The following is a 21,677-nucleotide window of genomic DNA, read 5'->3' as shown; positions in this document are numbered from 1 at the left end:
GGATTATTTTATTCATATGTAAGATTATTCTTCTCCCATTCAAGTGGCTTTTGTTATTATTTTGGAAAGTTTTGCCGAAAGGTCTTAAAAAATCAGTCGAGAAGATTTATAATAGAATGGCAGGAGTTTTACGAAAGATAAAGAATCATTTAACTAAGTGGATAACAATCCTGAAAAAATATAAAAAGTAAGGAGGGGTGCGAAATGGGGGCTATCAAGAAAAGAAATGTAGCCAAAATTCATACAAGCTATGTCAAGCAGCAGGAGGCCGAAGAAATTCATGCTGGAAGGAAGAGACGACTCTTATATAGAAGATTAACAGTCTTCTTCACGGGTGCCATCGCTCTATCCTTTTTCATGATATCCACGCTCGTTTCGCAATCCTCATCGATCGAAGCAAAGACAGTGGAGAAACAGAAGCTAGAACAGGAATTGGCTTTATTAGAGAAAAAGGAAATGGCCCTTGAGGAGGAAATTGTCAAGCTGAATGATGATGAATACATAGCCAAGCTTGCTAGAAAGGATTACTTCCTTTCGGATAACAATGAGGTCATTTTTAATTTGCCGGAGTTAAAGGAAAAAGAGGAAAAAAAGGATTCAACTTCTAATTAGCCCTTGTATTGAACTCTTTTCTTAAGTTCGGTATAATATGTAGTAAGTATTTTTATATCTTTCAAGGAGGCAATTTCTTTTTATGTCAATCGAAGTGGGCAGCAAGTTACAAGGAAAGGTAACAGGAATTACAAATTTCGGAGCGTTTGTGGAGTTACCGGAAGGCTCAACAGGTCTGGTGCACATTAGCGAGGTCGCTGACAATTATGTGAAGGACATTAATGATCACCTTAAAGTTGGCGACCAGGTCGAAGTGAAAGTTATTAATGTCGAAAAGGATGGAAAGATCGGTCTTTCCATTAAAAAGGCAAAGGATCGGCCTGAAAGACCAGATAGACCAGATAGACCGGAAAGACCTGAAAGAGGCGAAAGAAGAGAGTCTAGAGGACATTCACATTCTCAACGTCCACGTCAAGGCAGAGCAAACGATAATCGTCCATCAAGAGAAAATTTCGAATCTAAAATGGCTCGTTTCTTAAAGGATAGTGAAGATCGTCTGTCATCATTAAAACGTAATACTGAATCGAAGCGTGGGGGAAGAGGCGCTAGACGAGGTTAACTTGCTGCTTAGTTGATATATATTTTTAATTTTGCAGGGTTGAACGTTTATGATTCCCATTCAAGACAAGTCGTAAAGGACTTGTCTTTTTTATGCTTTTATAGAACATTTTGTTTCCTTTTTGTGCTTTACGGGGAAATGAGTCGAACGAAAAATAGAAGCCTGTCCGCTTTTTTGACAAACTTCTAGCCCCATTGAATTTATAATAAGCAATACGATAAAGGATGGGGAGTGTAATAAAATGGAAAAGGTAGAAAGGAATTTAGTCGAGCCGATCGGAGAAGTAAATTTAGACAGACCAAAATTGGAATTCGCAAAGGGATTGAATAAATTTCAGTTAGGGATGGAAACCTTTTTCTTCAAAAAGGGCTATCTTCTGTTGTTGATTGGTTTTTTACTTGGCAGAGCGTTAATTTTGGCCAAGCTTACTCCTTTTAGTCTCCCGTTTTTTGCTGCGGTTTATTTCATTCGAAGGGATAAAGCCCCCCTCGCATTAGTTGGATTAATTGCTGGTGCTGCTACGATTTCTATCCCAAATGCGGCTTCCGCTTTTGGAATTACCTTTATGTTTCTATTTGTCTTTCGAATAGCAAAAAAGTGGCTTCATAATGAAATGCGAGCATTGCCATTTTTTGTATTCCTTACATTGTTAGGCGGAAAACTATTAGAGGATTTTATTTTAACAAAAACGCTGACCGTCTATGACGGAATGATGGCAGGGGTGGAAGCAAGCCTTGGCTTCATCCTCACACTTATTTTTATCCAAAGCATTCCGCTTTTATCGATAAGCAAACGCCGGCAATCATTGAAAACAGAAGAAATTGTCTGCTTAATCATTATGCTCGCTTCCGTTATGACGGGTACGATTGGCTGGACGGTCTACGATCTTTCTGTTGAACATATTATGTCGAGATATCTAGTCCTGCTTTTTGCCTTTGTTGCCGGAGCAACTGTAGGGTCGACAGTCGGAGTAGTAACAGGCTTAATCTTCAGCCTTGCGAATGTTTCCAGCTTCTATCATATGAGCTTGCTTGCGTTTGCGGGCCTTCTTGGAGGTCTATTAAAAGAAGGGAGAAAAATAGGCGTTGCCGCTGGATTGTTGATTGCTACACTATTAATTGGGATGTATGGAGAAGAAAGCAGTAATCTACTAAAAACAGTTTTGGAAACGTCTGCTGCTATTTTCCTGTTCCTTCTAACCCCTCAAGCATTGTCAACCAAGCTCGCAAAGAGTATTCCAGGTACACCTGAGTATGCCGCTGAACAGCAGCAGTATATACGGAAAATGCGTGATGTTACTGCTCAAAGGGTGGCTCAATTTTCAAATGTCTTTCAAGCGCTTTCAAAAAGCTTTTCATCCTATGATGAGCCGACCGAATGGGAAGAAGATAAATCCAACCGGGAGCTTGATTACTTTTTAAGCAATGTAACAAGTAAGACGTGTCAATCGTGCTTTAAAAAGGACCATTGCTGGACAAGAAACTTTGATACAACATATGCCTATATGGAAGAGATTATGAATGATTTGGATGAAAATCATGGCGAACTTTCACCACGACTTTCAAGAGAATGGGAGAAGCATTGTACAAGGTCGAAGAAAGTGACAGAAACAATCCAGCAAGAGCTCACCTTTTACTATGCAAATCAAAAGCTTAAGAAGCAGGTTCAGGAAAGCAGAAAGCTAGTTGCCGATCAATTACGCGGTGTTTCAGAGGTGATGGGGGATTTTGCAAAGGAAATTCAAAGAGAGCGGGAAAATCATCATAAGCAGGAGGAGCTTATTTTAGAGGCTTTACAGGATTTTGGGATCCATATAGAACAAGTTGAGATTTACAGCCTTGAACAAAGAAATGTCGATATTGATATGACCATCCCATACTGCCAAGGGCACGGGGAGTGTGAGAAGCTGATTGCTCCGATGCTTTCAGATATTTTGGGAGAATCGATTGTTGTGAATTCGGAGGAATGTTCCACTTATCCGAATGGGTTTTGCCATGTTACTTTTCGATCAGCGAAGGCGTTTACGGTGGAAACGGGGGTTGCGCATGCTGCAAAAGACGGAGGGTTTATCTCAGGTGACAGCTACTCTACGATCGAATTGGGCTGCGGGAAATTTGCGATAGCCATTAGTGATGGAATGGGCAATGGAGAGCGGGCGCATATAGAAAGCAAAGAAACGCTTCAGCTTTTACAAAAAATCCTGCAATCAGGCATTGAGGAAAAGGTGGCGATTAAATCAGTCAACTCTGTCTTAACCTTGCGAACAACAGATGAAATATTCTCAACCTTAGACTTAGCGATGATTGATCTCCAAAACGCGGGAGTTGAATTTCTCAAAATAGGCTCCACCCCAAGCTTTATTAAACGAGGATCTAAAATTCTAAAGGTCGAAGCTAGTAATCTCCCAATGGGCATATTTCAAGAGTTTGAAGTAGATGTTGTGAGTGAGCAGCTAAAGGCCGGTGATCTATTAGTGATGATGAGTGATGGAATCTTTGAAGGGCCGAAGCATGTAGAAAACTTCGACTTGTGGATGAAGAGAAAAATAAGCGAGTTAAAAACGGAGAATCCGCAGGACGTAGCTGATTTGATTATGGAGGAGGTCATCCGATCAAGATCCGGACACATTGAAGACGACATGACAGTAGTTGTAGCCAAAATTAAACATAATACGCCAAAATGGACAAGTATTCCTGTCCATGCATTACGTAAAAAAGCCAATTAGTTAATTTAACCTAAATCATCCGAAAATATGTATAATTCCCCTCCTTAGAGACGAAAATGGAGATAGATTTAAAAATGGAGGGGAGACCTTTATGAAAACCGGTACGTTAAAGCAAATATTACTGATAACTGATGGATGCTCTAACCAAGGCGAGGATCCGATGGCGATGGCTGCCCTGGCAAAAGAGCAAGGAATTACAGTAAATGTCATTGGAGTTATGGAAAAAGACGTAATAGATGAAAAGAGCATGAGTGAAATTGAAGGGATTGCCATGTCAGGAGGAGGCATCAGTCAGATTGTCTATGCCAAGCAGCTTTCCCAAACGGTCCAAATGGTTACGAGGAAAGCGATGACACAAACACTTCAAGGAGTTGTAAACCGTGAATTGCAGCAAATTCTTGGGGGAGCGAAAACAGTTGAGGATCTTCCGCCTGATCAAAGAGGCGAGGTCATGGAGGTTGTCGATGAGCTTGGAGAAACCGTTGAGCTTGAGGTGCTTGTTTTAGTGGATACGAGCGCTAGTATGGCACATAAGCTCCCTACCGTAAAGGAAGCATTGCTAGATTTATCGTTAAGCCTGAATGCACGTTCTGGAGAAAATCGTTTTTCAGTCTTCGTATTTCCGGGGAAAAAGAAGGAAGTCGAAAAGCTTCTGGATTGGTCCCCTAATCTAGGTGCCCTAACAAGTATTTTCGGGAAATTAACAACAGGCGGCATTACCCCGACTGGCCCTGCCATACGCGAAGCTTTATCTCAATTCAAGAAAAAACGCTCATTAAGGAGTCTGCTTTCCCGTGATGATGAATCATTCTTTGAAGAATCAATTTAAACTTAAACTTGGCACGGTGATCGAAGGAAAGTGGCATCACAATCGGTATACGATTTTAAAGGAGCTTGGTTACGGGGCAAATGGCATCGTGTTTTTAGCTAATTCCGGAGGTCAGCGAGTTGCATTAAAAATGAGTGATAACGGAATGTCCGTAACATCAGAGGTAAATGTACTAAAATCCTTTGCAAAGGTCCCAGGCTCCGCCCTTGGACCTTCTTTGCTTGATGTCGATGATTGGATATGGAAAGGCAGGCAAATATCTTTTTATGTAATGGAATACATCGAAGGACCAGATCTTTTAACGTTTATTCAGGAAAAGGGGCCATCCTGGACAGAGGTTGTCGTTCTCCAGCTCTTAAGTGATTTACATAAGCTACACGAAAGCGGATGGGTATTTGGCGACCTTAAACCAGAAAACTTAATTGTAACAGGACCGCCGCCTAGAATTCGTTGTATCGATGTTGGCGGCACAACGATACAGGGGAGGGCCATTAAGGAATTTACGGAGTTTTTTGATCGGGGGTATTGGGGGCTTGGTTCAAGAAAGGCTGATCCTGCCTATGATCTTTTCGCAGTTGCGATGATTCTAATAAATATTGCCTATCCGAAAAGGTTTCACAAAACATCAGGAGATTTGAAACAGCTCATTTTTATGGTGAGGCAAAAGAAAGAGCTTTTGAAATTCGAAGGCGTTATCTTACATGCTCTACAGGGGAAGTTTACTTCAGCAGAAGAAATGCGACAATCCATTTTACAACTGAACCAGCAGCCAGAACCAAAGCCTCAAAAAGTAAATAGAGCCCCGCAAAGGAAGCAAACACAAGTACAAACAAATAATACTACAGTTAGTCGTCAATCCTATATAAGGAAGAAAAAGAGGGGAGGCGTTCTGGAAACCATTCTAATCTTTCTAATCATTTCCCTTTTATATGTCATTTATATATATGGACAATTAGTGTAATTTTTGAAAAGAACATCGTGAAAATGTTATGCTGTAAGTAAAATCAAGAAGGAAGAATCATATGCTAGATGCCAAAGTAAGAGCATTTCTTCAGCGTAAAGGCTTGGAGCTGGACAATAAGAAGCTTTTGATAGGGGTTTCAGGCGGGCCTGATTCATTGGCCCTTCTTCACTATTTATGGAGCAAAAAAGATCAGTTTAATCTTCAAATTATCGCTGCTCATGTTGATCACATGTTTAGAGGAGATGAATCATTAGCAGAAGCAAAATTCGTTCAGCAGTTTTGCGAAGCGAGAAAGATTCCGTTTGAAATGGAACAGGTGAATGTTCCGCAATACATACAAGAAACAGGAAAAAGCTCACAGATTGCAGCAAGAGAGTGCAGATACCGCTTTTTTGAAAAAGTAATGAGTAAGCATAAAACAGATTATCTCGTTTTAGGCCACCACGGAGATGATCAGGTTGAAACTATTCTTATGAGGCTAACAAGAGGAAGTTCGGGGGAAGCTAGGGCAGGAATAGCTTTTTTTAGGCCCTTTGGCAATGGGCAAATCCTCCGCCCCTTTTTATGTCTAAATAGATGGCAAATAGAAATGTATTGTCTGGAGCATGATTTGGACCCGCGACGAGATCCTAGCAATGAAAAGGGGATTTACAGCCGAAACCGCTTTCGTAAGGAAATTATGCCTTTCCTTAGAAAGGAAAATCCCCAGGTTCACGAGCATTTTCAGCGTTTTAGTGAAGAAATTCAAAGCGATGAGTTTTTTTTGCAGGAATTAACTGTCCAAAAAATGAATAAAGTAATGGAAAAGAAATCTGCTCAGGAAATAATCCTGAATATAAAGGACTTTCAAGCAATGCCAATGCCTTTACAAAGGAGAGGTATTCAACTAATATTAAACTATCTTTATAAGAAAAAACCTGCATCTCTATCTGCATTACATACAGAAAATGTTTTTTCATTAATGAGCAGTCCTCATCCATCCGGAACCCTTCATTTCCCAAGCGGTTTGAATATTGTACGTTCATACGAAAGATGTCATTTTCTATTTCGTTCTCATCCTGTACAATCTTATCGTTTTGAAATAGCTGAACCCGGAAAAGTTAGCTTGCCTAACGGCAGCAGTATCGCATTTGAATATACCTATGGTTCAGATGGGAGCTTAAAGCCTCACACCCTTCTATTAGATCGGAACTCCATCTCCTTGCCGATTGTTATTCGTACTAGAGAAAATGGAGACCGTATGACATTGAAAGGTATGCAGGGGTCGAAGAAGGTTAAGGACATTTTTATTGATAAGAAGATGCCGTTGACGGAGCGAAATACTTGGCCGATTGTAACGGATAGCAAAGGTGAAATCCTGTGGATACCAGGGATAAAGGAATCTCAATATTCCATCGGTTACCATCCTGATTCTAGTTATATCCTTTTATCTTATATGGAAAAATGATTTTGATGAATGTATGACAGTAAGTATAGAATTACATTTTATTACAAGCAATGAACTTCTAGGGGGCTCACGAAAGATGAAAAATGATATTGAAAAGGTACTAATTTCAGAAGAAGAAATTCAGGAAAAAATAAAAGCCCTTGCCGCAGAGCTTACAGAGGAGTACAAGGATCGCTTTCCTCTTGCCATTGGCATTTTAAAAGGGGCAATGCCTTTTATGGGTGATCTGTTAAAGCGTATGGACACTTATTTAGAAATGGACTTTATGGATGTTTCCAGCTACGGGAATTCCACTATTTCTTCGGGAGAGGTCAAAATTGTAAAGGATTTGGATACTTCAGTTGAAGGCAGGGACATTCTAATTATTGAAGATATTATCGATAGCGGCTTAACTTTAAGCTACTTAGTTGATTTATTCCGCTACCGTAAGGCAAAGTCCATTAAAATTGTCACTTTACTTGATAAACCAACAGGACGAAAAGCCGATCTTCATGCAGATTATGTTGGCTTTATTGTTCCTGATGAATTTGTCGTAGGCTATGGTTTGGACTATGCTGAAAAGTATCGTAACCTGCCATATATTGGCGTTCTTAAGCCGGAAATATATAGTAACAACAATTAAGCAGAAAAATCAAGTTAATAATGAGGATGCTTTATTTACTTCTAGAATTTTTCCAGTCTTATGAAGGGTAATTCCTTGAATTGTCGCAATTCACTATGCTACTATACATTATAGTTTGTTAACCGTGGGAGGAGGTAAGGGATGAATCGGATCTTCCGGAACACCATCTTTTATTTATTGATATTTTTAGTCATTATAGGTGTTGTCAGCTTTTTTAACGGCAATAATGAGCCGACTGAACAAATTTCTTACGATAAATTTGTTACTTACTTAGAAAGTGGAGAAATAACGTCTATTACCATGCAGCCGGAAAGAGGCGTTTATGAAGTAAGAGGCCAGCTTGAAGGCTATGAAAAAGGGAAGTACTTCCTAACTTACGTGGTGAATAGTGATAATATCCTTGACCGTATTGATGCACTTGCGCAGAAATCGGAAGTAGATTTTCAGCCAGCGAAGGAAACGAGCGGCTGGGTCACATTTTTCACGTCCATTATTCCATTTATCATCATCTTCATTTTATTCTTCTTCTTGCTGAACCAAGCACAGGGTGGTGGCAGCCGTGTGATGAATTTCGGTAAAAGTAAAGCAAAGCTTTATGATGAGAGTAAGAAGAAAGTCCGCTTTAAAGATGTTGCGGGCGCAGATGAGGAAAAACAGGAGCTTGTAGAAGTTGTTGAATTCTTGAAGGACCCTAGAAAGTTCTCTGAATTAGGCGCAAGAATTCCTAAAGGGGTTCTGTTAGTTGGTCCTCCAGGAACTGGTAAAACGTTACTTGCACGTGCTGTTGCAGGTGAAGCAGGAACACCGTTCTTCTCCATTAGCGGATCAGACTTCGTTGAAATGTTTGTCGGGGTCGGTGCTTCACGTGTCCGTGATTTATTTGAAAATGCGAAAAAGAATGCACCATGTATTATCTTTATTGATGAAATTGATGCGGTTGGTCGTCAGCGTGGCGCAGGACTTGGCGGCGGTCATGATGAACGTGAACAAACGCTTAACCAGTTACTAGTTGAAATGGATGGATTCGGTGCAAATGAAGGGATTATTATCGTTGCAGCGACAAACCGTCCAGATATCTTGGACCCAGCCTTACTTCGTCCAGGACGCTTTGACCGCCAAATCACAGTGGACCGCCCTGATGTTAAGGGTAGAGAAGCTGTTCTTAAAGTGCATGCTAGAAATAAACCTTTAGATGACTCAGTGAACCTAAAGGCTATTGCACAACGCACACCAGGCTTTTCTGGTGCAGATTTAGAGAATTTATTAAACGAAGCCGCACTTGTAGCAGCTCGTTCAAATAAGAAAAAGATCGATATGTTAGATATTGATGAGGCGACAGATCGTGTCATTGCCGGTCCTGCTAAGAAAAGCAAAGTTATTTCGAAAAAGGAAAGAAATATTGTTGCGTTTCATGAAGCTGGCCATGTTGTAACTGGTGTTGTGCTTGAGGATGCAGAAATGGTTCATAAGGTTACTATTGTCCCTCGTGGCCAGGCTGGCGGATATGCCGTTATGCTTCCAAAAGAAGACCGTTTCTTCATGACGAAGCCAGAGCTTCTTGACAAAATTGTCGGATTGCTCGGCGGACGTGTCGCTGAAGAAATTGTATTCGGTGAAGTAAGTACTGGAGCCCATAACGACTTCCAGCGTGCAACAGGGATTGCGCGCAGAATGGTGACTGAGTTTGGAATGAGCGATAAGCTTGGTCCGCTGCAATTCGGTCAATCACAAGGCGGCCAAGTATTCTTAGGAAGAGATTTCAACAACGATCAGAACTATTCTGATGCCATTGCCTATGAAATTGACTTAGAAATTCAGCGTATTATTAAAGAAAGCTATGAAAAGGCAAGAAAGGTTCTTACAGAAAATCGCAAGAAGCTAGATCTGATTGCCAATACCCTGCTTGAGGTTGAAACGCTTGATGCAGAGCAAATTAAGCATTTAATGGATCATGGAACACTGCCGGATCGCCCTGTCTCTAAGGAAGATGAATCATCTTCAAATGACGTTAAAGTAAATATTAACGTCAATAAAGAGGACAATGCGGTTACTGGAGAGATCCAAGAGACAAGAGAAAATTCATCGCCTGCGGAAATGGAAGACCCACCTGCAATTGGCGAAGATAAAAAAGAATAGTCTGGCAAAAGCGCCCGCTTTGGGCGCTTTTTTATTTCTCATTACACCATCCCATTCAAGTTATGTTATGATGTTTTCAGTGAAAATGCTGTTAATAGCAACTTAAAACTCAAATATAAAAGTGGTGAGAAAATTGATATTTGTTTTTGATATAGGGAACACGAATATGGTATTAGGTGTATATGATGGGGACGAGCTGAAATACCATTGGCGAATAGAGACAAACCGGCATAAAACAGAAGATGAATACGGGATTGTGATAAAATCCCTGTTTGAACATGTAAACCTAACGTTTGCCGATATAAATGGAATCATCATTTCCTCTGTTGTCCCGCCAATCATGACAGCTCTTGAGCGAATGTGTGAAAAGTACTTTCATATCAAACCGCTGATTGTTGGCCCTGGAATCAAGACCGGTTTAAATATTAAATATGAAAACCCAAGAGAGGTTGGAGCGGATCGAATTGTGAATGCTGTTGCAGCGATTCATGATTATGGCAGCCCGCTCATTATTGTCGATTTTGGCACGGCTACAACCTACTGTTATATTAACGAAAAGAAACAATACATGGGCGGTGCAATTGCCCCTGGTATTGGCATTTCAACGGAGGCCCTATATTCGAGAGCAGCCAAGCTTCCTCGAATTGAAATTGCCCGTCCTGAGGGCATTATTGGGAAGAATACCGTTTCTGCGATGCAAGCAGGAATTTTATTTGGTTATGTTGGCCAAGTAGAGGGAATTGTAAAAAGGATAAAAGAACAGGCAAAAGAAAGCCCTACGGTAATTGCTACTGGAGGATTAGCAGGGTTAATTGCGAAAGAATCAGCCGCTATTGATATCGTTGATCCATTTTTAACACTAAAAGGGCTACAGCTGATTTATAAGCGTAATATGGAAACGGCAAAATAAAAGAACAGTGTGTTAAAGCAACAGAAAGGGGCTTACAAATGAGTGATTATTTAGTAAAAGCAATTGCATATAATGGACAAGTTCGCGCATATGCCGTTCGTACGACAGAGACGATTGGAGAAGCTCAAAGACGGCATAAGACATGGCCGACTGCATCTGCCGCACTAGGCAGGGCTATGTCCGCAGGTGTGATGATGGGAGCTATGTTAAAAGGTGAAGAGAAAATCACTATTAAAATTGAAGGCGGCGGCCCAATCGGCCCCATTTTAGTAGATAGTAATTCCAGGGGTGAGGTGCGTGGGTATGCGACTCATCCGCAAACCCATTTTGACTTAAATGAACAGGGCAAGCTTGATGTCCGCCGCGCGGTCGGCACTACGGGGTCATTAACGGTTATCAAGGATATCGGAATGAAAGAAAATTTTTCAGGTCAGGTTCCGATTGTCTCAGGTGAATTAGGAGAAGATTTCACGTATTACTTCGTCACCTCAGAGCAAACACCATCATCCGTTGGGGTAGGCGTTCTAGTAAATCCAGACAACACGATCCTTGCTGCAGGCGGATTTATTGTGCAGCTAATGCCTGGAACGGAAGACGAGACGATTAGTCAAATTGAAAATAGATTAAAAACGATTCCTCCAGTATCTAAGCTAATTGAGCAGGGTTTAACGCCTGAGGAGTTGTTGGAAGAGCTTTTAGGAAAAGAAAATATTAAAATTCTAGAAAAACTGCCTGTATCCTTTACTTGCACATGTTCAAAAGAGAGATTTGGAAATGTTATCACTAGTTTAGGCGCTGAGGAAATACAGGATATGATCGATAAAGAAGGAAAAGCAGAAGCACAATGCCATTTCTGCAATGAAATATATCATTATTCAAAGGATGAATTAGAGGGATTAAAACGAGAAGCAGATTAGACGGCTTTGGAGGAGAATGAATTGAAGAGGGAGAGGCTGAAGAAGGATAAGTTGCGTTTCATTATTGTTGGACTAATTTTGCTAAATTGCTTAACGATTGCTCTTTTTCTTGCAAAAGGCAGCTCAGGAAATCATGAAACCGTGGCGACCATTGGTAAAGAGAAGATTACTCGGCAGGATTGGCTAAGTGAAATGGAATCACGATATGGGAAAGAGGTTTTAAAAGAGCTTATTGACCAAAAGGTGATTGAAACAGCCGGGAAAAAGTACGCCGTTAACATATCAGATAAAGCAGTTGAACGTGAATTAAATATGTTCAAAACGATGTACGGGTCTTCTGGCGGCTATCAAGCGTCTGACGAGAATAAATGGAGACAGCAAATAAAAAGCAGTCTTATGCTTGAAGAACTTTTAACAAGAGATGCAAAAATCTCGGAAAAAGAAATAAAAAGTTATTACGAAAAAAATAAAAGCCAATTTAACTTGCTTGACTCCTATCATATTTCTCAAATCATTGTCAAAACAAAGAAAGAGGCGGACCAGACTATAAAGGAATTGGATCAGGGCTCTAGCTTTTCTGTACTGGCGATGGAGCGCTCGATTGATGAATTCACAGCTAATTTTGGCGGGGATGCCGGGTATATTAACGAGGATACTGAACGCTATTCGAAATCCTTTATTGATGAGATTAAAAACCTTAAGCCAGGCAGTTGGAGCAAGGCAATTAAGATGGATGACGGTTATGCCATTGTCATGCTTCATGAGCATGTCAGAGGAAAAGAATACTCCTATAAGGAAGTGAAAGACCAAATCCGCCGACAAATTGCCTTAGAACAAATGGATACTCCTGTTTCTGCAAGGCCTCTTTGGAATGAATTAGATGTAGAATGGTTTTATGGGAAAACAGAAGCACATTAGAATACCTTTAGAGATGACTCAGGACGAGCTGAGTCATCTTTTTTCTGCGGAAAATATAATCTTAGGATACAGGCATGATTTGTGATGAAGAAGGATAGTTTATAGAAGAATAGGCGAAAGTATGAAATTATGTAAAAATCAGCCTTTTTTCATAGAAAACATTTGACATGAACGCTTATAAGTATTAAATTTTAATTAAACCAATAAATATACTCGGATTAAGGAGTGGGGAAAATGCCTCGTTTAGCAAATTCAATTGCAGAACTAGTAGGTCAAACACCGATTGTTAAGCTTAATCGACTTGTAGATGAAAATAGTGCAGATGTGTATGTCAAATTAGAATATATGAACCCTGGAAGCAGTGTAAAGGATCGTATCGCCTTAGCCATGATTGAAGCGGCAGAAGAAAGTGGCGCCTTGAAGGAAGGTTCAACCATTATTGAGCCTACGAGCGGCAACACTGGAATTGGTCTTGCGATGATTGCAGCTGCAAAAGGCTATAAGGCTATACTCGTCATGCCAGAAACAATGAGTATGGAGCGCCGTAATCTTCTTCGTGCCTATGGTGCAGATTTAGTGTTAACTCCAGGACCTGAAGGAATGAATGGGGCTATCCGAAAGGCTGATGAACTAGCGAAAGAGCACGGGTATTTTATGCCTCAGCAATTCGAAAATCCGTCCAACCCAGAAATTCATCGCCGTACAACAGGGAAAGAAATTGTCGAGCAGATGGGTGATCAGCTTGATGCCTTTATTTCAGGTATCGGTACGGGTGGAACGATCACTGGTGCGGGCAGCGTACTTCGTGAAAAATATGATAATATTAAAATTTATGCAGTTGAACCAACTGATTCACCGGTTCTCTCAGGTGGAAAGCCTGGTCCGCATAAAATCCAAGGAATTGGTGCTGGGTTTGTTCCGAAGGTTCTTAATACGGAAATCTATGATGAAGTCCTTAAGATTTCGAATGATGAGGCATTTGAATATGCACGTCTTGCAGCGAAGGAAGAAGGAATTCTTGGCGGAATTTCCTCAGGAGCTGCTATCTCCGCTGCGTTAAAGGTAGCGAAGGAGCTAGGTAAAGGAAAGAAGGTTCTTGCCATCCTTCCGAGTAACGGGGAACGTTATTTAAGTACACCGCTTTATCAATTTGAAACAGAATAATTAACATAAAGCAATAGCTTAGTCTTAGCTGTTGCTTTTTTTTGTTTTTCCTCTAAGCAATCTTCATGTATGATGGAAAAAGATAAATATGTAGAGGTGAAAATCCTGTGAAAAAATTCAACATACACGCAAAAAAAATCCCTTTTTCTTTTGATTTATTTTTTACGCAATACCGGCATCTTGCTGAAGGTAAGCAGCATCATGTCATATTGGAAAGCGGGAGAGGGGGTCAATACAGCATCGCTGCGTTTGACCCTGATGCCGTGCTAATCGGGAAGCAATCGAAATTAGAAGTGATCCAATCAGATGGAAAACAGGTGCTAGAAGGCAATCCCCTGCACTTACTGAAAGATTGGATGAGCCAGTACGAGGTTGAAAGAGTAGATGGGCTGCCTGACTTCCAAGGTGGAGCCATTGGTTTGATCAGCTATGATTATGGCCGTTACATTGAGCGTTTGCCGAATATCGCGGAGGATGATCTGCAAATTCCTGACATCCATTTCCTAACTTTTAAAGAATGGTTTGTGTTTGATAAAGTACATAATGTTTTATGGATCATGTTTTTGTATGGGGATAATGAAGATGAGCAATCATTGGAAAAGAAAGCGAAAGAATGGGAGTCCCTTTGGACGAAAGAATACCCTTCATTACTCAAGAACAAGCCTCGGAATGTAGATGATCAGCTTGAAGTTTCCGTAAGTGAAGGGGAATTTATTCAAGCTGTTGAAAAAGTGCAGGATTATATCTCTCAGGGAGATGTTTTCCAAGTAAACCTCTCTGTTCGTCAAAGCCGGCCAATACGGGTCGAGGGCATTGATGTTTATGATCAGCTAAGGGTGCTCAATCCATCTCCGTATATGGGCTATTTTCACACGCCTGAGTACCAGCTTGTCAGCGGTTCGCCTGAATTATTAATTAAGAAAAAGAATCAGGAAGTAAGCACTCGTCCAATCGCTGGTACTCGTTCTCGGGGCAGAGATGAGGCGGAGGATATGAAACTTGCGAATGAACTAATTGAAAATGAGAAAGAGCGGGCTGAGCATGTGATGCTTGTCGACTTGGAAAGAAATGACCTAGGGCGTGTATGCGCGTTCGGTTCTGTTGAAGTAAATGAATTCATGGTCATCGAAAAATATTCCCACGTCATGCACATCGTTTCGAATGTCAGAGGAGAGCTTGCTGAAGGCAAGGATGGCTTTGACTTAATAGATGCTGTATTCCCCGGAGGAACGATTACGGGTGCTCCGAAAATTAGGACGATGGAAATTATTGAGGAACTGGAACCTGTAACAAGAGGACCATATACAGGTTCATTAGGATGGATTAATTTTAACGGGGATGTTGAACTGAATATCATCATCCGCACGATGATTGTTAAAGAAGGAAAAGCACATGTACAAGCAGGTGCAGGAATAGTTATTGATTCAAATCCCAAAAATGAATATGAAGAATCCTTGAAAAAAGCCATTGCCCTTTGGAAAGCGAAAGAAATGGCTGAACAGGAAGCAGGTGCACCAAAATGATTCTGATGATTGATAATTATGATTCATTTACGTATAACCTTGTTCAATATCTTGGTGAGATTGGCGAGGAATTACTCGTGAAAAGAAACGATGAAATCACCATTGAAGGGATCGATCAGCTGAAGCCAAAGTTTCTGATGATCTCACCAGGCCCATGCAGTCCGAATGAGGCGGGTATAAGCTTAGAAGCGATTGAGTCCTTTGCTGGCAAGATCCCAGTATTCGGCGTATGTCTAGGGCACCAATCGATTGCACAGGTATTTGGCGGGGAAGTTGTTCAGGCTGAAAAGCTCATGCACGGGAAAACCTCTGAAATTTATCATGATGGAAAAACCATTTTTGAAGGTTTGCCTAATCCATTTCCAGCAACTAGGTACCATTCCTTAATCGTTAAAAAGGAAACCCTTCCTTCATGCTTAGAAGTGTCTGCATGGACCTCTGAGGGAGAAATAATGGCTGTCCGACATAAAGAGCTTCCTGTTGAGGGTGTGCAATTCCATCCGGAGTCAATTATGACGACGGCAGGTAAGGATTTACTAAAGAACTTCCTTCACTCTTATGGCAGATAGGGGGAGTGGAAATTGTATTTATATATGAATGGCGAGTTGGTTCGGAAGGAAGAGGCGCTTATTTCTCCATTCGACCATGGCTTTCTGTATGGGATGGGCTTGTTTGAAACGTTTAGAACATATAACGGTCATCCATTTTTATTGAACGACCATATGGAACGGTTGAACAATAGTTTAAAGGTGTTGAATATTAACGTTCAATATACATGTGAGGAAATCGTACAGGCACTTCAGCTCCTTCTAAAGGAGAATAAATTAGAAGATGCGTATTTTCGATTAAATTTATCTTCGGGGATAGGTGAGATCGGGCTGCAAACAGAACCATATGACCACCCCAATTTGATTATTTTTGCAAAGCCTCTTCCTCCAAGGAATCCGATGCAGGAGAAAATGGCAGTGACACTGAGATTAAAGCGTAATACACCCGAAGGATTTGAAAGGCTCAAATCACACCATTATTTAAATAATATTTTAGCAAAAAGAGAAATAGGCAATTCCCCAGATTATGAAGGGATTTTTCTAACGAAGGAAGGATTCTTGGCTGAGGGTGTTGTATCGAATCTGTTTTGGATAAAGGACCATACTCTTTTCACGCCGGCAGTGGAAACTGGCATTTTAAACGGAATTACAAGACAGTTTGTTATCAAGATGGCCAATTCTATTGGGATGGATATTCAAGAGGGCTTTTTCACAGTAGATCAGGCTCTAGAGGCGGACGAAATGTTTGTCACGAACTCCATCCAAGAAATTGTTCCAATATCCTCGTTTGACGGGAAGGAAATGCCTGGAGTATCGGGAGCAAAGGTAAAGGCTCTCCAAAAGCTTTATGAGCAGCAATGCACGAGGCTGTGGAGTAGACAAGATGTTTGAGGAGGTTTTGTTCTTGAAAAATAATATTCAATGTGGACCTTATACATTAGATTACAGCAAGAAAACACTTATTATGGGAATTTTAAATATGACTCCTGATTCTTTCTCCGATGGGGGAAAGTTTAACCGCATGGATGAAGCGGTCGAACGCGCTTTTCAAATGGTAAAGGACGGGGCTGATATCATTGATATTGGCGGGGAGTCAACACGTCCAGGCTTTGATCCTGTGACAGTGGAAGAAGAGCTGGAAAGGGTCGTCCCAGTGATAGAGGCCATCTCAAAAGAAGTTAAAGTCCCAATTTCAATAGATACGTATAAAGCGGAAGTGGCTAGGCAATCGATTAAAGCAGGCGCTCACATTATTAATGATATTTGGGGGGCAAAGGCTGATCCCGACATGGCCGGGGTTGCTGCCGATTTGCAGGTACCCATTATATTAATGCACAATCGAAAGAATATTGATTATACTGATTTTTATCGAGATGTTGTAAATGATTTATTTGAAAGCATTACCTTGGTAAAAAATGTAGGCGTTAAGGATGAAAATATTATTTTAGATCCAGGGATTGGTTTTGCGAAAGGATTAACCTATGACCTTGAAATGATGAAAAATCTGGATAAGCTTGTGTCAATAGGCTACCCGGTCCTATTAGGAACATCCCGAAAATCTATGGTAGGGAAGGTTCTTGATTTGCCTGTTGAAGAGAGGCTGGAAGGAACTGGTGCAACCGTTTGTTACGGAATTGAAAAAGGATGCCAGATTATCCGGATTCATGACGTTAAGGAAATGAAACGAATGGCGGTTATGATGGATGCACTTGTCGGGAAGGGGATCTGATCTCGATGGATAAAATCACCTTAACGAAAATGGCCTTTTATGGCTTCCATGGCGTTTTTCCTGAGGAAACCCGCCTTGGGCAGCGTTTTTTTGTAGATTTGACGGTAGAAGCAGATTTAAAAAGGGCTGGAGAAACAGATAATCTTGAAGACTCCATCAATTATGCTGAGCTTTATCAAGTTTGTAAGGACATTGTTGAAGGAAAGCCTTTTAAACTTGTAGAAGCTGTAGCTGAAAAGATTGCCGGGGAAATGCTTAATCATTTTGAAGCTATTTCCCAGGTGAATGTAAGGGTAATTAAGCCAGACCCTCCTATAGCTGGCCACTATGAATCGGTAGCAGTTGAAATTACAAGGAGCAGGGGATAATGAATAATAAAGCTTACATAGCTTTAGGCTCAAACATCGGGGATCGGTTTGAGAGCTTAAAAGATGCAATTGCAAGTATTAATTCGGTGCCGCGAGTAAAGGTGGTAAATGTTTCATCCATTTACGAAACAGATCCGGTTGGCTACGAAGAGCAAGATCAATTTTTGAACATGGTTATTCAAGTGAAAACGGACTTAAGCCCTTTTGAATTACTTAATACCTGCATGGAAATTGAAAAAAGCCTTGGCAGAAAAAGGGATATTAGATGGGGTCCTAGGACGATTGACCTTGACATTTTGCTGTATAATCAAGAGAATATTATTTCAGAGAAATTAACTGTTCCCCATCCTCGGATGCATGAGAGAGCCTTTGTCATCATTCCTCTTTTAGAGATTTATTCCGGCATCAAGCTTCCGATGATGGACATTCCTCTTCAAGATGCTTTAGAGGAAATTCCTGATAGAGAGGGAGTACGGATATGGAAGCAGATAAATGGGGAAGACGAATTCGCGCTTTTCGAAAATTGAAAGGCTATACACAAGAAGGATTTGCAAAAGAGTTAGGTGTATCTGTTTCCATTCTTGGTGAGATTGAAAGGGGAAACCGTATGCCTGCACCGGATTTAATTGAGCGGATTGCCGGCTTGCTAAATATTACCGTTGGAGATTTAGCGCCTCCGGAGGAAAATGAGTAATTGTAACCTGCGAATTTTTTTAAAAGGAGGTTGTGTCATTTGTTTAAAATTGGCGACATTGAGTTAAAAAATCGAGTTGTACTTGCCCCAATGGCTGGAGTATGCAACTCGGCATTCCGTTTGACAGTTAAAGAATTTGGCGCGGGACTCGTATGCGCCGAAATGGTCAGTGATAAAGGAATTGTTTTTAAAAACGAAAAGACAATGAATATGCTTTATATAGATGAACGTGAAAAGCCGCTTAGTTTGCAAATTTTCGGCGGAGAAAAGGAAACCTTAATTGAAGCGGCTCAATTTGTAGATAAAAATACAAATGCTGATATTATAGATATTAATATGGGCTGTCCTGTTCCGAAAATCACAAAATGTGATGCTGGGGCAAAGTGGCTGCTGGACCCAGATAAAATTTATGAAATGGTTTCGGCTGTAACAAATGCTGTTGAAAAGCCGGTTACGGTTAAGATGCGTATGGGCTGGGATGAAGATCATATTTACGCTGTCCGCAACGCTCAAGCCGTTGAAAGTGCCGGGGGAAAAGCAGTTGCCCTTCACGGACGTACACGTGTGCAAATGTATGAGGGAAAAGCAAATTGGGATATCATTCGTGAAGTAAAGCAGAACCTCAATATTCCTTTGATCGGAAATGGAGATGTTCAGACCCCTCAGGATGCAAAGCGTATGCTTGAGGAAACTGGTTGTGATGGAGTCATGATCGGCCGGGCAGCACTAGGAAATCCATGGATGATCTATCGTACCGTTAAGTATTTGGAAACAGGAGAATTAATGGGAGAACCAAGTGTGCGCGAAAAAATCGATGTATGCATCCTTCACCTTGACCGCTTGATTGCTTTGAAAAATGAGAATATAGCTGTTCGTGAAATGCGTAAGCATACTGCATGGTACCTAAAAGGAATCCGCGGAAACGCAAATGCAAGAAACGCCATCAATACATGTGAAACAAGAGAGGATCTTGTTACCTTGCTAAATGCGATTGTTATAGACGCAGAAGAGAAGGAGCATAGCCGAATACAAGCTGGGTAATGTTTGACATCACTAGCTTCTTTAACTATAATATTTTTGATACAGAGAGGACTGCCAGTGTATAAACTGGCAGTTTTTATTCTATTTAAAAACATTATTGGTGTGTGTGCTGCTTACTTTGTGTAAAATAATAAAAGTATAAAGACTTTTATTTAGCAGTTTTACGCTTTACATAAAAAGATTTGCAAATTGGAGATGATACAAGTGAGTCAGAATCATGAGGAATTAAATGACCAACTCATAGTCAGAAGGGAAAAAATGAATAGCCTGCGTGAGAAAGGGCTAGATCCATTTGGGAAAAGATTTGAGCGTTCTCATCAGTCTCAGGATTTAATCGATCAATATGGAGAACTTGAAAAAGAAGACTTAGAGGGAAAAAATATTTCAGTAACGATTGCTGGCCGTATTATGACAAAGCGCGGAAAAGGTAAAGCAGGTTTTGCGCATATTCAAGACTTAACTGGCCAAATTCAAATCTATGTCCGTACTGATGCAGTAGGAGAAGAGAGTTATGAAATTTTCGATTCTGCTGATCTTGGAGATTTAGTAGGAGTATCGGGTACGCTTTTTAAAACAAAAGTAGGCGAGCTTTCTATAAAAGTACAAGCGTTTGAGCTTTTAACGAAAGCTTTACGTCCGCTTCCTGATAAGTTCCACGGACTTAAGGATGTTGAACAGCGCTATCGCCAACGTTATTTAGATTTAATTATGAGTGATGAAAGTAAAAAGACGTTTGTAGCGCGCAGCCGCATTATTCAATCTATGCGCCGTTACTTAGATAGTCAAGGATATTTAGAGGTTGAAACACCAATGATGCATTCCATTGCCGGCGGTGCATCAGCTCGTCCATTTATTACTCACCACAACGCATTAGATATGGAGCTCTTTATGAGAATTGCAATTGAGCTGCATTTAAAGCGTCTAATTGTTGGCGGATTAGAAAAGGTTTATGAAATTGGCCGGGTTTTCCGAAACGAAGGGGTTTCAACTCGCCATAATCCTGAATTTACGATGATTGAACTATATGAAGCTTATGCTGATTACCGCGATATTATGAGTTTGACAGAGAACCTAATTGCACATATTGCACAAGAGGTGCTTGGAACAACTACTGTTCAGTATGGTGAATATGAAGTAGACCTTAAGCCTGAGTGGAAAAGACTTCATATGGTGGATGCCATTAAAGAATATACAGGAGTAGATTTCTGGAAAGAGATGTCTGCTGATGAAGCTCATGCTTTGGCGAAGGAACATGGAGTTGAAGTAACGGAGCATATGCTTTATGGCCACGTTGTAAATGAATTCTTTGAGCAAAAGGTAGAAGAAAAGTTAATTCAGCCAACATTTATTTACGGCCATCCAGTAGAAATTTCGCCTCTTGCTAAGAAAAATGAAAAAGACCCAAGATTTACAGATCGTTTTGAGCTGTTCATTGTCGCTCGCGAGCATGCGAATGCATTTACAGAATTAAATGATCCAATCGATCAAAGAGAACGTTTCGAAGCACAGCTTAAGGAGCGTGAGCAGGGCAATGATGAAGCTCACATGATGGATGACGATTTTATTGAGGCATTAGAATATGGTATGCCTCCAACAGGTGGATTAGGGATCGGGATTGACCGTCTCGTTATGTTATTAACGAATTCTCCATCTATAAGAGATGTACTTCTTTTTCCACTTATGCGTCATCGTTAATAAAATACTAAAGGCAAGGCACACTAAAAAGGTGCTTTGCCTTTTTTGTTAAAGGAAGCCCTTGTTTACGGGGTAAAAATAATATGAATATTTTTACTTTAATATTATCCGAAAAAATACTAAAAAACCTATTGCACAATAGTATTTATGGTGGTATATTTATATCCGTTGCCGCAAACGACATCGAAAAAAGATGAAAAAAGTTGTTGACTCAGCTTGATGAATCTGTTATTATTAAAAAGTCGCCTATGAGCGACATGATAGTTCTTTGAAAAC

21 protein-coding genes and 1 pseudogene are annotated in these 21,677 nt (G+C 40.6%); all 22 read left to right on the top strand.

What is annotated here, in order from left to right; translation table 11 throughout:
* A pseudogene (locus tag V7127_RS23910) lies at nt 1–191 on the top strand (spore cortex biosynthesis protein YabQ); the annotation flags it as partial.
* Between the two features lie 13 nt (nt 192–204).
* Nucleotides 205–612, top strand: a complete 408-nt coding sequence (locus V7127_RS23905; protein ID WP_335490528.1) for an FtsB family cell division protein — start codon at nt 205–207, stop codon at nt 610–612.
* Nucleotides 613–694: 82 nt separating this feature from the next.
* Nucleotides 695–1,171, top strand: a complete 477-nt coding sequence (locus V7127_RS23900) for a S1 domain-containing RNA-binding protein (RefSeq protein WP_335354027.1) — start codon at nt 695–697, stop codon at nt 1,169–1,171.
* A gap of 241 nt (nt 1,172–1,412) precedes the next feature.
* The gene (spoIIE, locus tag V7127_RS23895) at nt 1,413–3,896 is read left to right on the top strand and encodes a stage II sporulation protein E (protein ID WP_335490525.1); all 2,484 of its coding nucleotides are present in this window, start codon (nt 1,413–1,415) and stop codon (nt 3,894–3,896) included.
* Nucleotides 3,897–3,987: 91 nt separating this feature from the next.
* On the top strand, nt 3,988–4,725 hold the full coding sequence (locus V7127_RS23890) for a vWA domain-containing protein (RefSeq protein ID WP_335490522.1): 738 nt from the start codon (nt 3,988–3,990) through the stop codon (nt 4,723–4,725).
* Entirely contained in the window at nt 4,694–5,686 is a 993-nt protein-coding gene (locus V7127_RS23885) for a serine/threonine protein kinase (protein WP_335490519.1), read from the top strand. The genes V7127_RS23890 and V7127_RS23885 overlap by 32 nt, the downstream gene beginning before the upstream one ends.
* Before the next feature lie 61 nt (nt 5,687–5,747).
* On the top strand, nt 5,748–7,136 hold the full coding sequence (tilS, locus tag V7127_RS23880) for a tRNA lysidine(34) synthetase TilS (protein ID WP_335490516.1): 1,389 nt from the start codon (nt 5,748–5,750) through the stop codon (nt 7,134–7,136).
* Between the two features lie 76 nt (nt 7,137–7,212).
* Nucleotides 7,213–7,758, top strand: a complete 546-nt coding sequence (gene hpt, locus V7127_RS23875) for a hypoxanthine phosphoribosyltransferase (protein WP_335354028.1) — start codon at nt 7,213–7,215, stop codon at nt 7,756–7,758.
* Between the two features lie 141 nt (nt 7,759–7,899).
* Complete coding sequence (ftsH, locus tag V7127_RS23870; RefSeq protein ID WP_335490513.1) at nt 7,900–9,894, top strand: ATP-dependent zinc metalloprotease FtsH; 1,995 nt, start codon at nt 7,900–7,902, stop codon at nt 9,892–9,894.
* 133 nt (nt 9,895–10,027) lie between these two features.
* Entirely contained in the window at nt 10,028–10,804 is a 777-nt protein-coding gene (locus V7127_RS23865) for a type III pantothenate kinase (protein ID WP_335347194.1), read from the top strand.
* 38 nt (nt 10,805–10,842) lie between these two features.
* The gene (gene hslO / locus V7127_RS23860; protein WP_335490510.1) at nt 10,843–11,721 is read left to right on the top strand and encodes an Hsp33 family molecular chaperone HslO; all 879 of its coding nucleotides are present in this window, start codon (nt 10,843–10,845) and stop codon (nt 11,719–11,721) included.
* Between the two features lie 21 nt (nt 11,722–11,742).
* Nucleotides 11,743–12,639: a peptidyl-prolyl cis-trans isomerase gene (locus V7127_RS23855; protein WP_335490507.1), complete on the top strand. Its 897-nt coding sequence runs from the start codon at nt 11,743–11,745 to the stop codon at nt 12,637–12,639.
* 234 nt (nt 12,640–12,873) lie between these two features.
* Nucleotides 12,874–13,803 (top strand): cysteine synthase A, encoded by a 930-nt coding sequence (gene cysK, locus V7127_RS23850; protein ID WP_335490504.1) that lies wholly within the window; start codon nt 12,874–12,876, stop codon nt 13,801–13,803.
* 107 nt (nt 13,804–13,910) lie between these two features.
* Nucleotides 13,911–15,326 (top strand): anthranilate synthase component I family protein, encoded by a 1,416-nt coding sequence (locus V7127_RS23845; RefSeq protein WP_335490501.1) that lies wholly within the window; start codon nt 13,911–13,913, stop codon nt 15,324–15,326.
* The gene (gene pabA / locus V7127_RS23840) at nt 15,323–15,895 is read left to right on the top strand and encodes an aminodeoxychorismate/anthranilate synthase component II (RefSeq protein WP_335347189.1); all 573 of its coding nucleotides are present in this window, start codon (nt 15,323–15,325) and stop codon (nt 15,893–15,895) included. The genes V7127_RS23845 and pabA overlap by 4 nt, the downstream gene beginning before the upstream one ends.
* Before the next feature lie 12 nt (nt 15,896–15,907).
* Nucleotides 15,908–16,765 (top strand): aminodeoxychorismate lyase, encoded by an 858-nt coding sequence (gene pabC, locus V7127_RS23835; RefSeq protein WP_335490498.1) that lies wholly within the window; start codon nt 15,908–15,910, stop codon nt 16,763–16,765.
* 73 nt (nt 16,766–16,838) lie between these two features.
* Nucleotides 16,839–17,603 carry a dihydropteroate synthase gene (gene folP / locus V7127_RS23830; protein ID WP_335490534.1) on the top strand — a complete coding sequence of 255 codons (765 nt, stop codon included), beginning with the start codon at nt 16,839–16,841 and terminating at the stop codon, nt 17,601–17,603.
* Nucleotides 17,604–17,608: 5 nt separating this feature from the next.
* Nucleotides 17,609–17,971, top strand: coding sequence for a dihydroneopterin aldolase (gene folB, locus V7127_RS23825; RefSeq protein ID WP_335347187.1), 363 nt, complete (start codon nt 17,609–17,611; stop codon nt 17,969–17,971).
* Entirely contained in the window at nt 17,971–18,498 is a 528-nt protein-coding gene (folK, locus tag V7127_RS23820; protein WP_335354029.1) for a 2-amino-4-hydroxy-6-hydroxymethyldihydropteridine diphosphokinase, read from the top strand. The genes folB and folK overlap by 1 nt, the downstream gene beginning before the upstream one ends.
* Entirely contained in the window at nt 18,450–18,665 is a 216-nt protein-coding gene (locus V7127_RS23815) for a helix-turn-helix domain-containing protein (protein WP_335347185.1), read from the top strand. Before folK ends, V7127_RS23815 begins: the two co-directional genes overlap by 49 nt.
* Nucleotides 18,666–18,704: 39 nt before the next feature.
* Nucleotides 18,705–19,706 (top strand): tRNA dihydrouridine synthase DusB, encoded by a 1,002-nt coding sequence (dusB, locus tag V7127_RS23810; protein WP_335490495.1) that lies wholly within the window; start codon nt 18,705–18,707, stop codon nt 19,704–19,706.
* Between the two features lie 195 nt (nt 19,707–19,901).
* Entirely contained in the window at nt 19,902–21,401 is a 1,500-nt protein-coding gene (gene lysS, locus V7127_RS23805) for a lysine--tRNA ligase (RefSeq protein WP_335490531.1), read from the top strand.
* Nucleotides 21,402–21,677 lie beyond the last annotated feature (276 nt).

Source organism: Bacillus sp. JJ1773 (assembly GCF_036962035.1).
In the GTDB taxonomy this organism is placed as follows: Bacteria; Bacillota; Bacilli; order Bacillales; family Cytobacillaceae; genus Cytobacillus.
The sequence above is the reverse complement of the archived record's forward strand: the minus strand, read 5'-3'. Positions and strand labels throughout refer to the sequence as shown.

Excerpts from the sequence above, each read along its gene's own strand:
- V7127_RS23890 (WP_335490522.1), top strand. The coding sequence starts at position 3,988 with ATGAAAACCGGTACGTTAAAGCAAATATTACTGATAACTGATGGATGC.
- pabA (WP_335347189.1), top strand. The coding sequence starts at position 15,323 with ATGATTCTGATGATTGATAATTATGATTCATTTACGTATAACCTTGTT.
- folK (WP_335354029.1), top strand. The coding sequence starts at position 17,971 with ATGAATAATAAAGCTTACATAGCTTTAGGCTCAAACATCGGGGATCGG.
- V7127_RS23885 (WP_335490519.1), top strand. The coding sequence starts at position 4,694 with ATGATGAATCATTCTTTGAAGAATCAATTTAAACTTAAACTTGGCACG.
- hpt (WP_335354028.1), top strand. The coding sequence starts at position 7,213 with ATGAAAAATGATATTGAAAAGGTACTAATTTCAGAAGAAGAAATTCAG.
- tilS (WP_335490516.1), top strand. The coding sequence starts at position 5,748 with ATGCTAGATGCCAAAGTAAGAGCATTTCTTCAGCGTAAAGGCTTGGAG.
- folP (WP_335490534.1), top strand. The coding sequence starts at position 16,839 with ATGGGAATTTTAAATATGACTCCTGATTCTTTCTCCGATGGGGGAAAG.
- ftsH (WP_335490513.1), top strand. The coding sequence starts at position 7,900 with ATGAATCGGATCTTCCGGAACACCATCTTTTATTTATTGATATTTTTA.
- spoIIE (WP_335490525.1), top strand. The coding sequence starts at position 1,413 with ATGGAAAAGGTAGAAAGGAATTTAGTCGAGCCGATCGGAGAAGTAAAT.
- lysS (WP_335490531.1), top strand. The coding sequence starts at position 19,902 with ATGATACAAGTGAGTCAGAATCATGAGGAATTAAATGACCAACTCATA.
- cysK (WP_335490504.1), top strand. The coding sequence starts at position 12,874 with ATGCCTCGTTTAGCAAATTCAATTGCAGAACTAGTAGGTCAAACACCG.
- V7127_RS23900 (WP_335354027.1), top strand. The coding sequence starts at position 695 with ATGTCAATCGAAGTGGGCAGCAAGTTACAAGGAAAGGTAACAGGAATT.
- V7127_RS23815 (WP_335347185.1), top strand. The coding sequence starts at position 18,450 with ATGGAAGCAGATAAATGGGGAAGACGAATTCGCGCTTTTCGAAAATTG.
- V7127_RS23905 (WP_335490528.1), top strand. The coding sequence starts at position 205 with ATGGGGGCTATCAAGAAAAGAAATGTAGCCAAAATTCATACAAGCTAT.
- hslO (WP_335490510.1), top strand. The coding sequence starts at position 10,843 with ATGAGTGATTATTTAGTAAAAGCAATTGCATATAATGGACAAGTTCGC.
- folB (WP_335347187.1), top strand. The coding sequence starts at position 17,609 with ATGGATAAAATCACCTTAACGAAAATGGCCTTTTATGGCTTCCATGGC.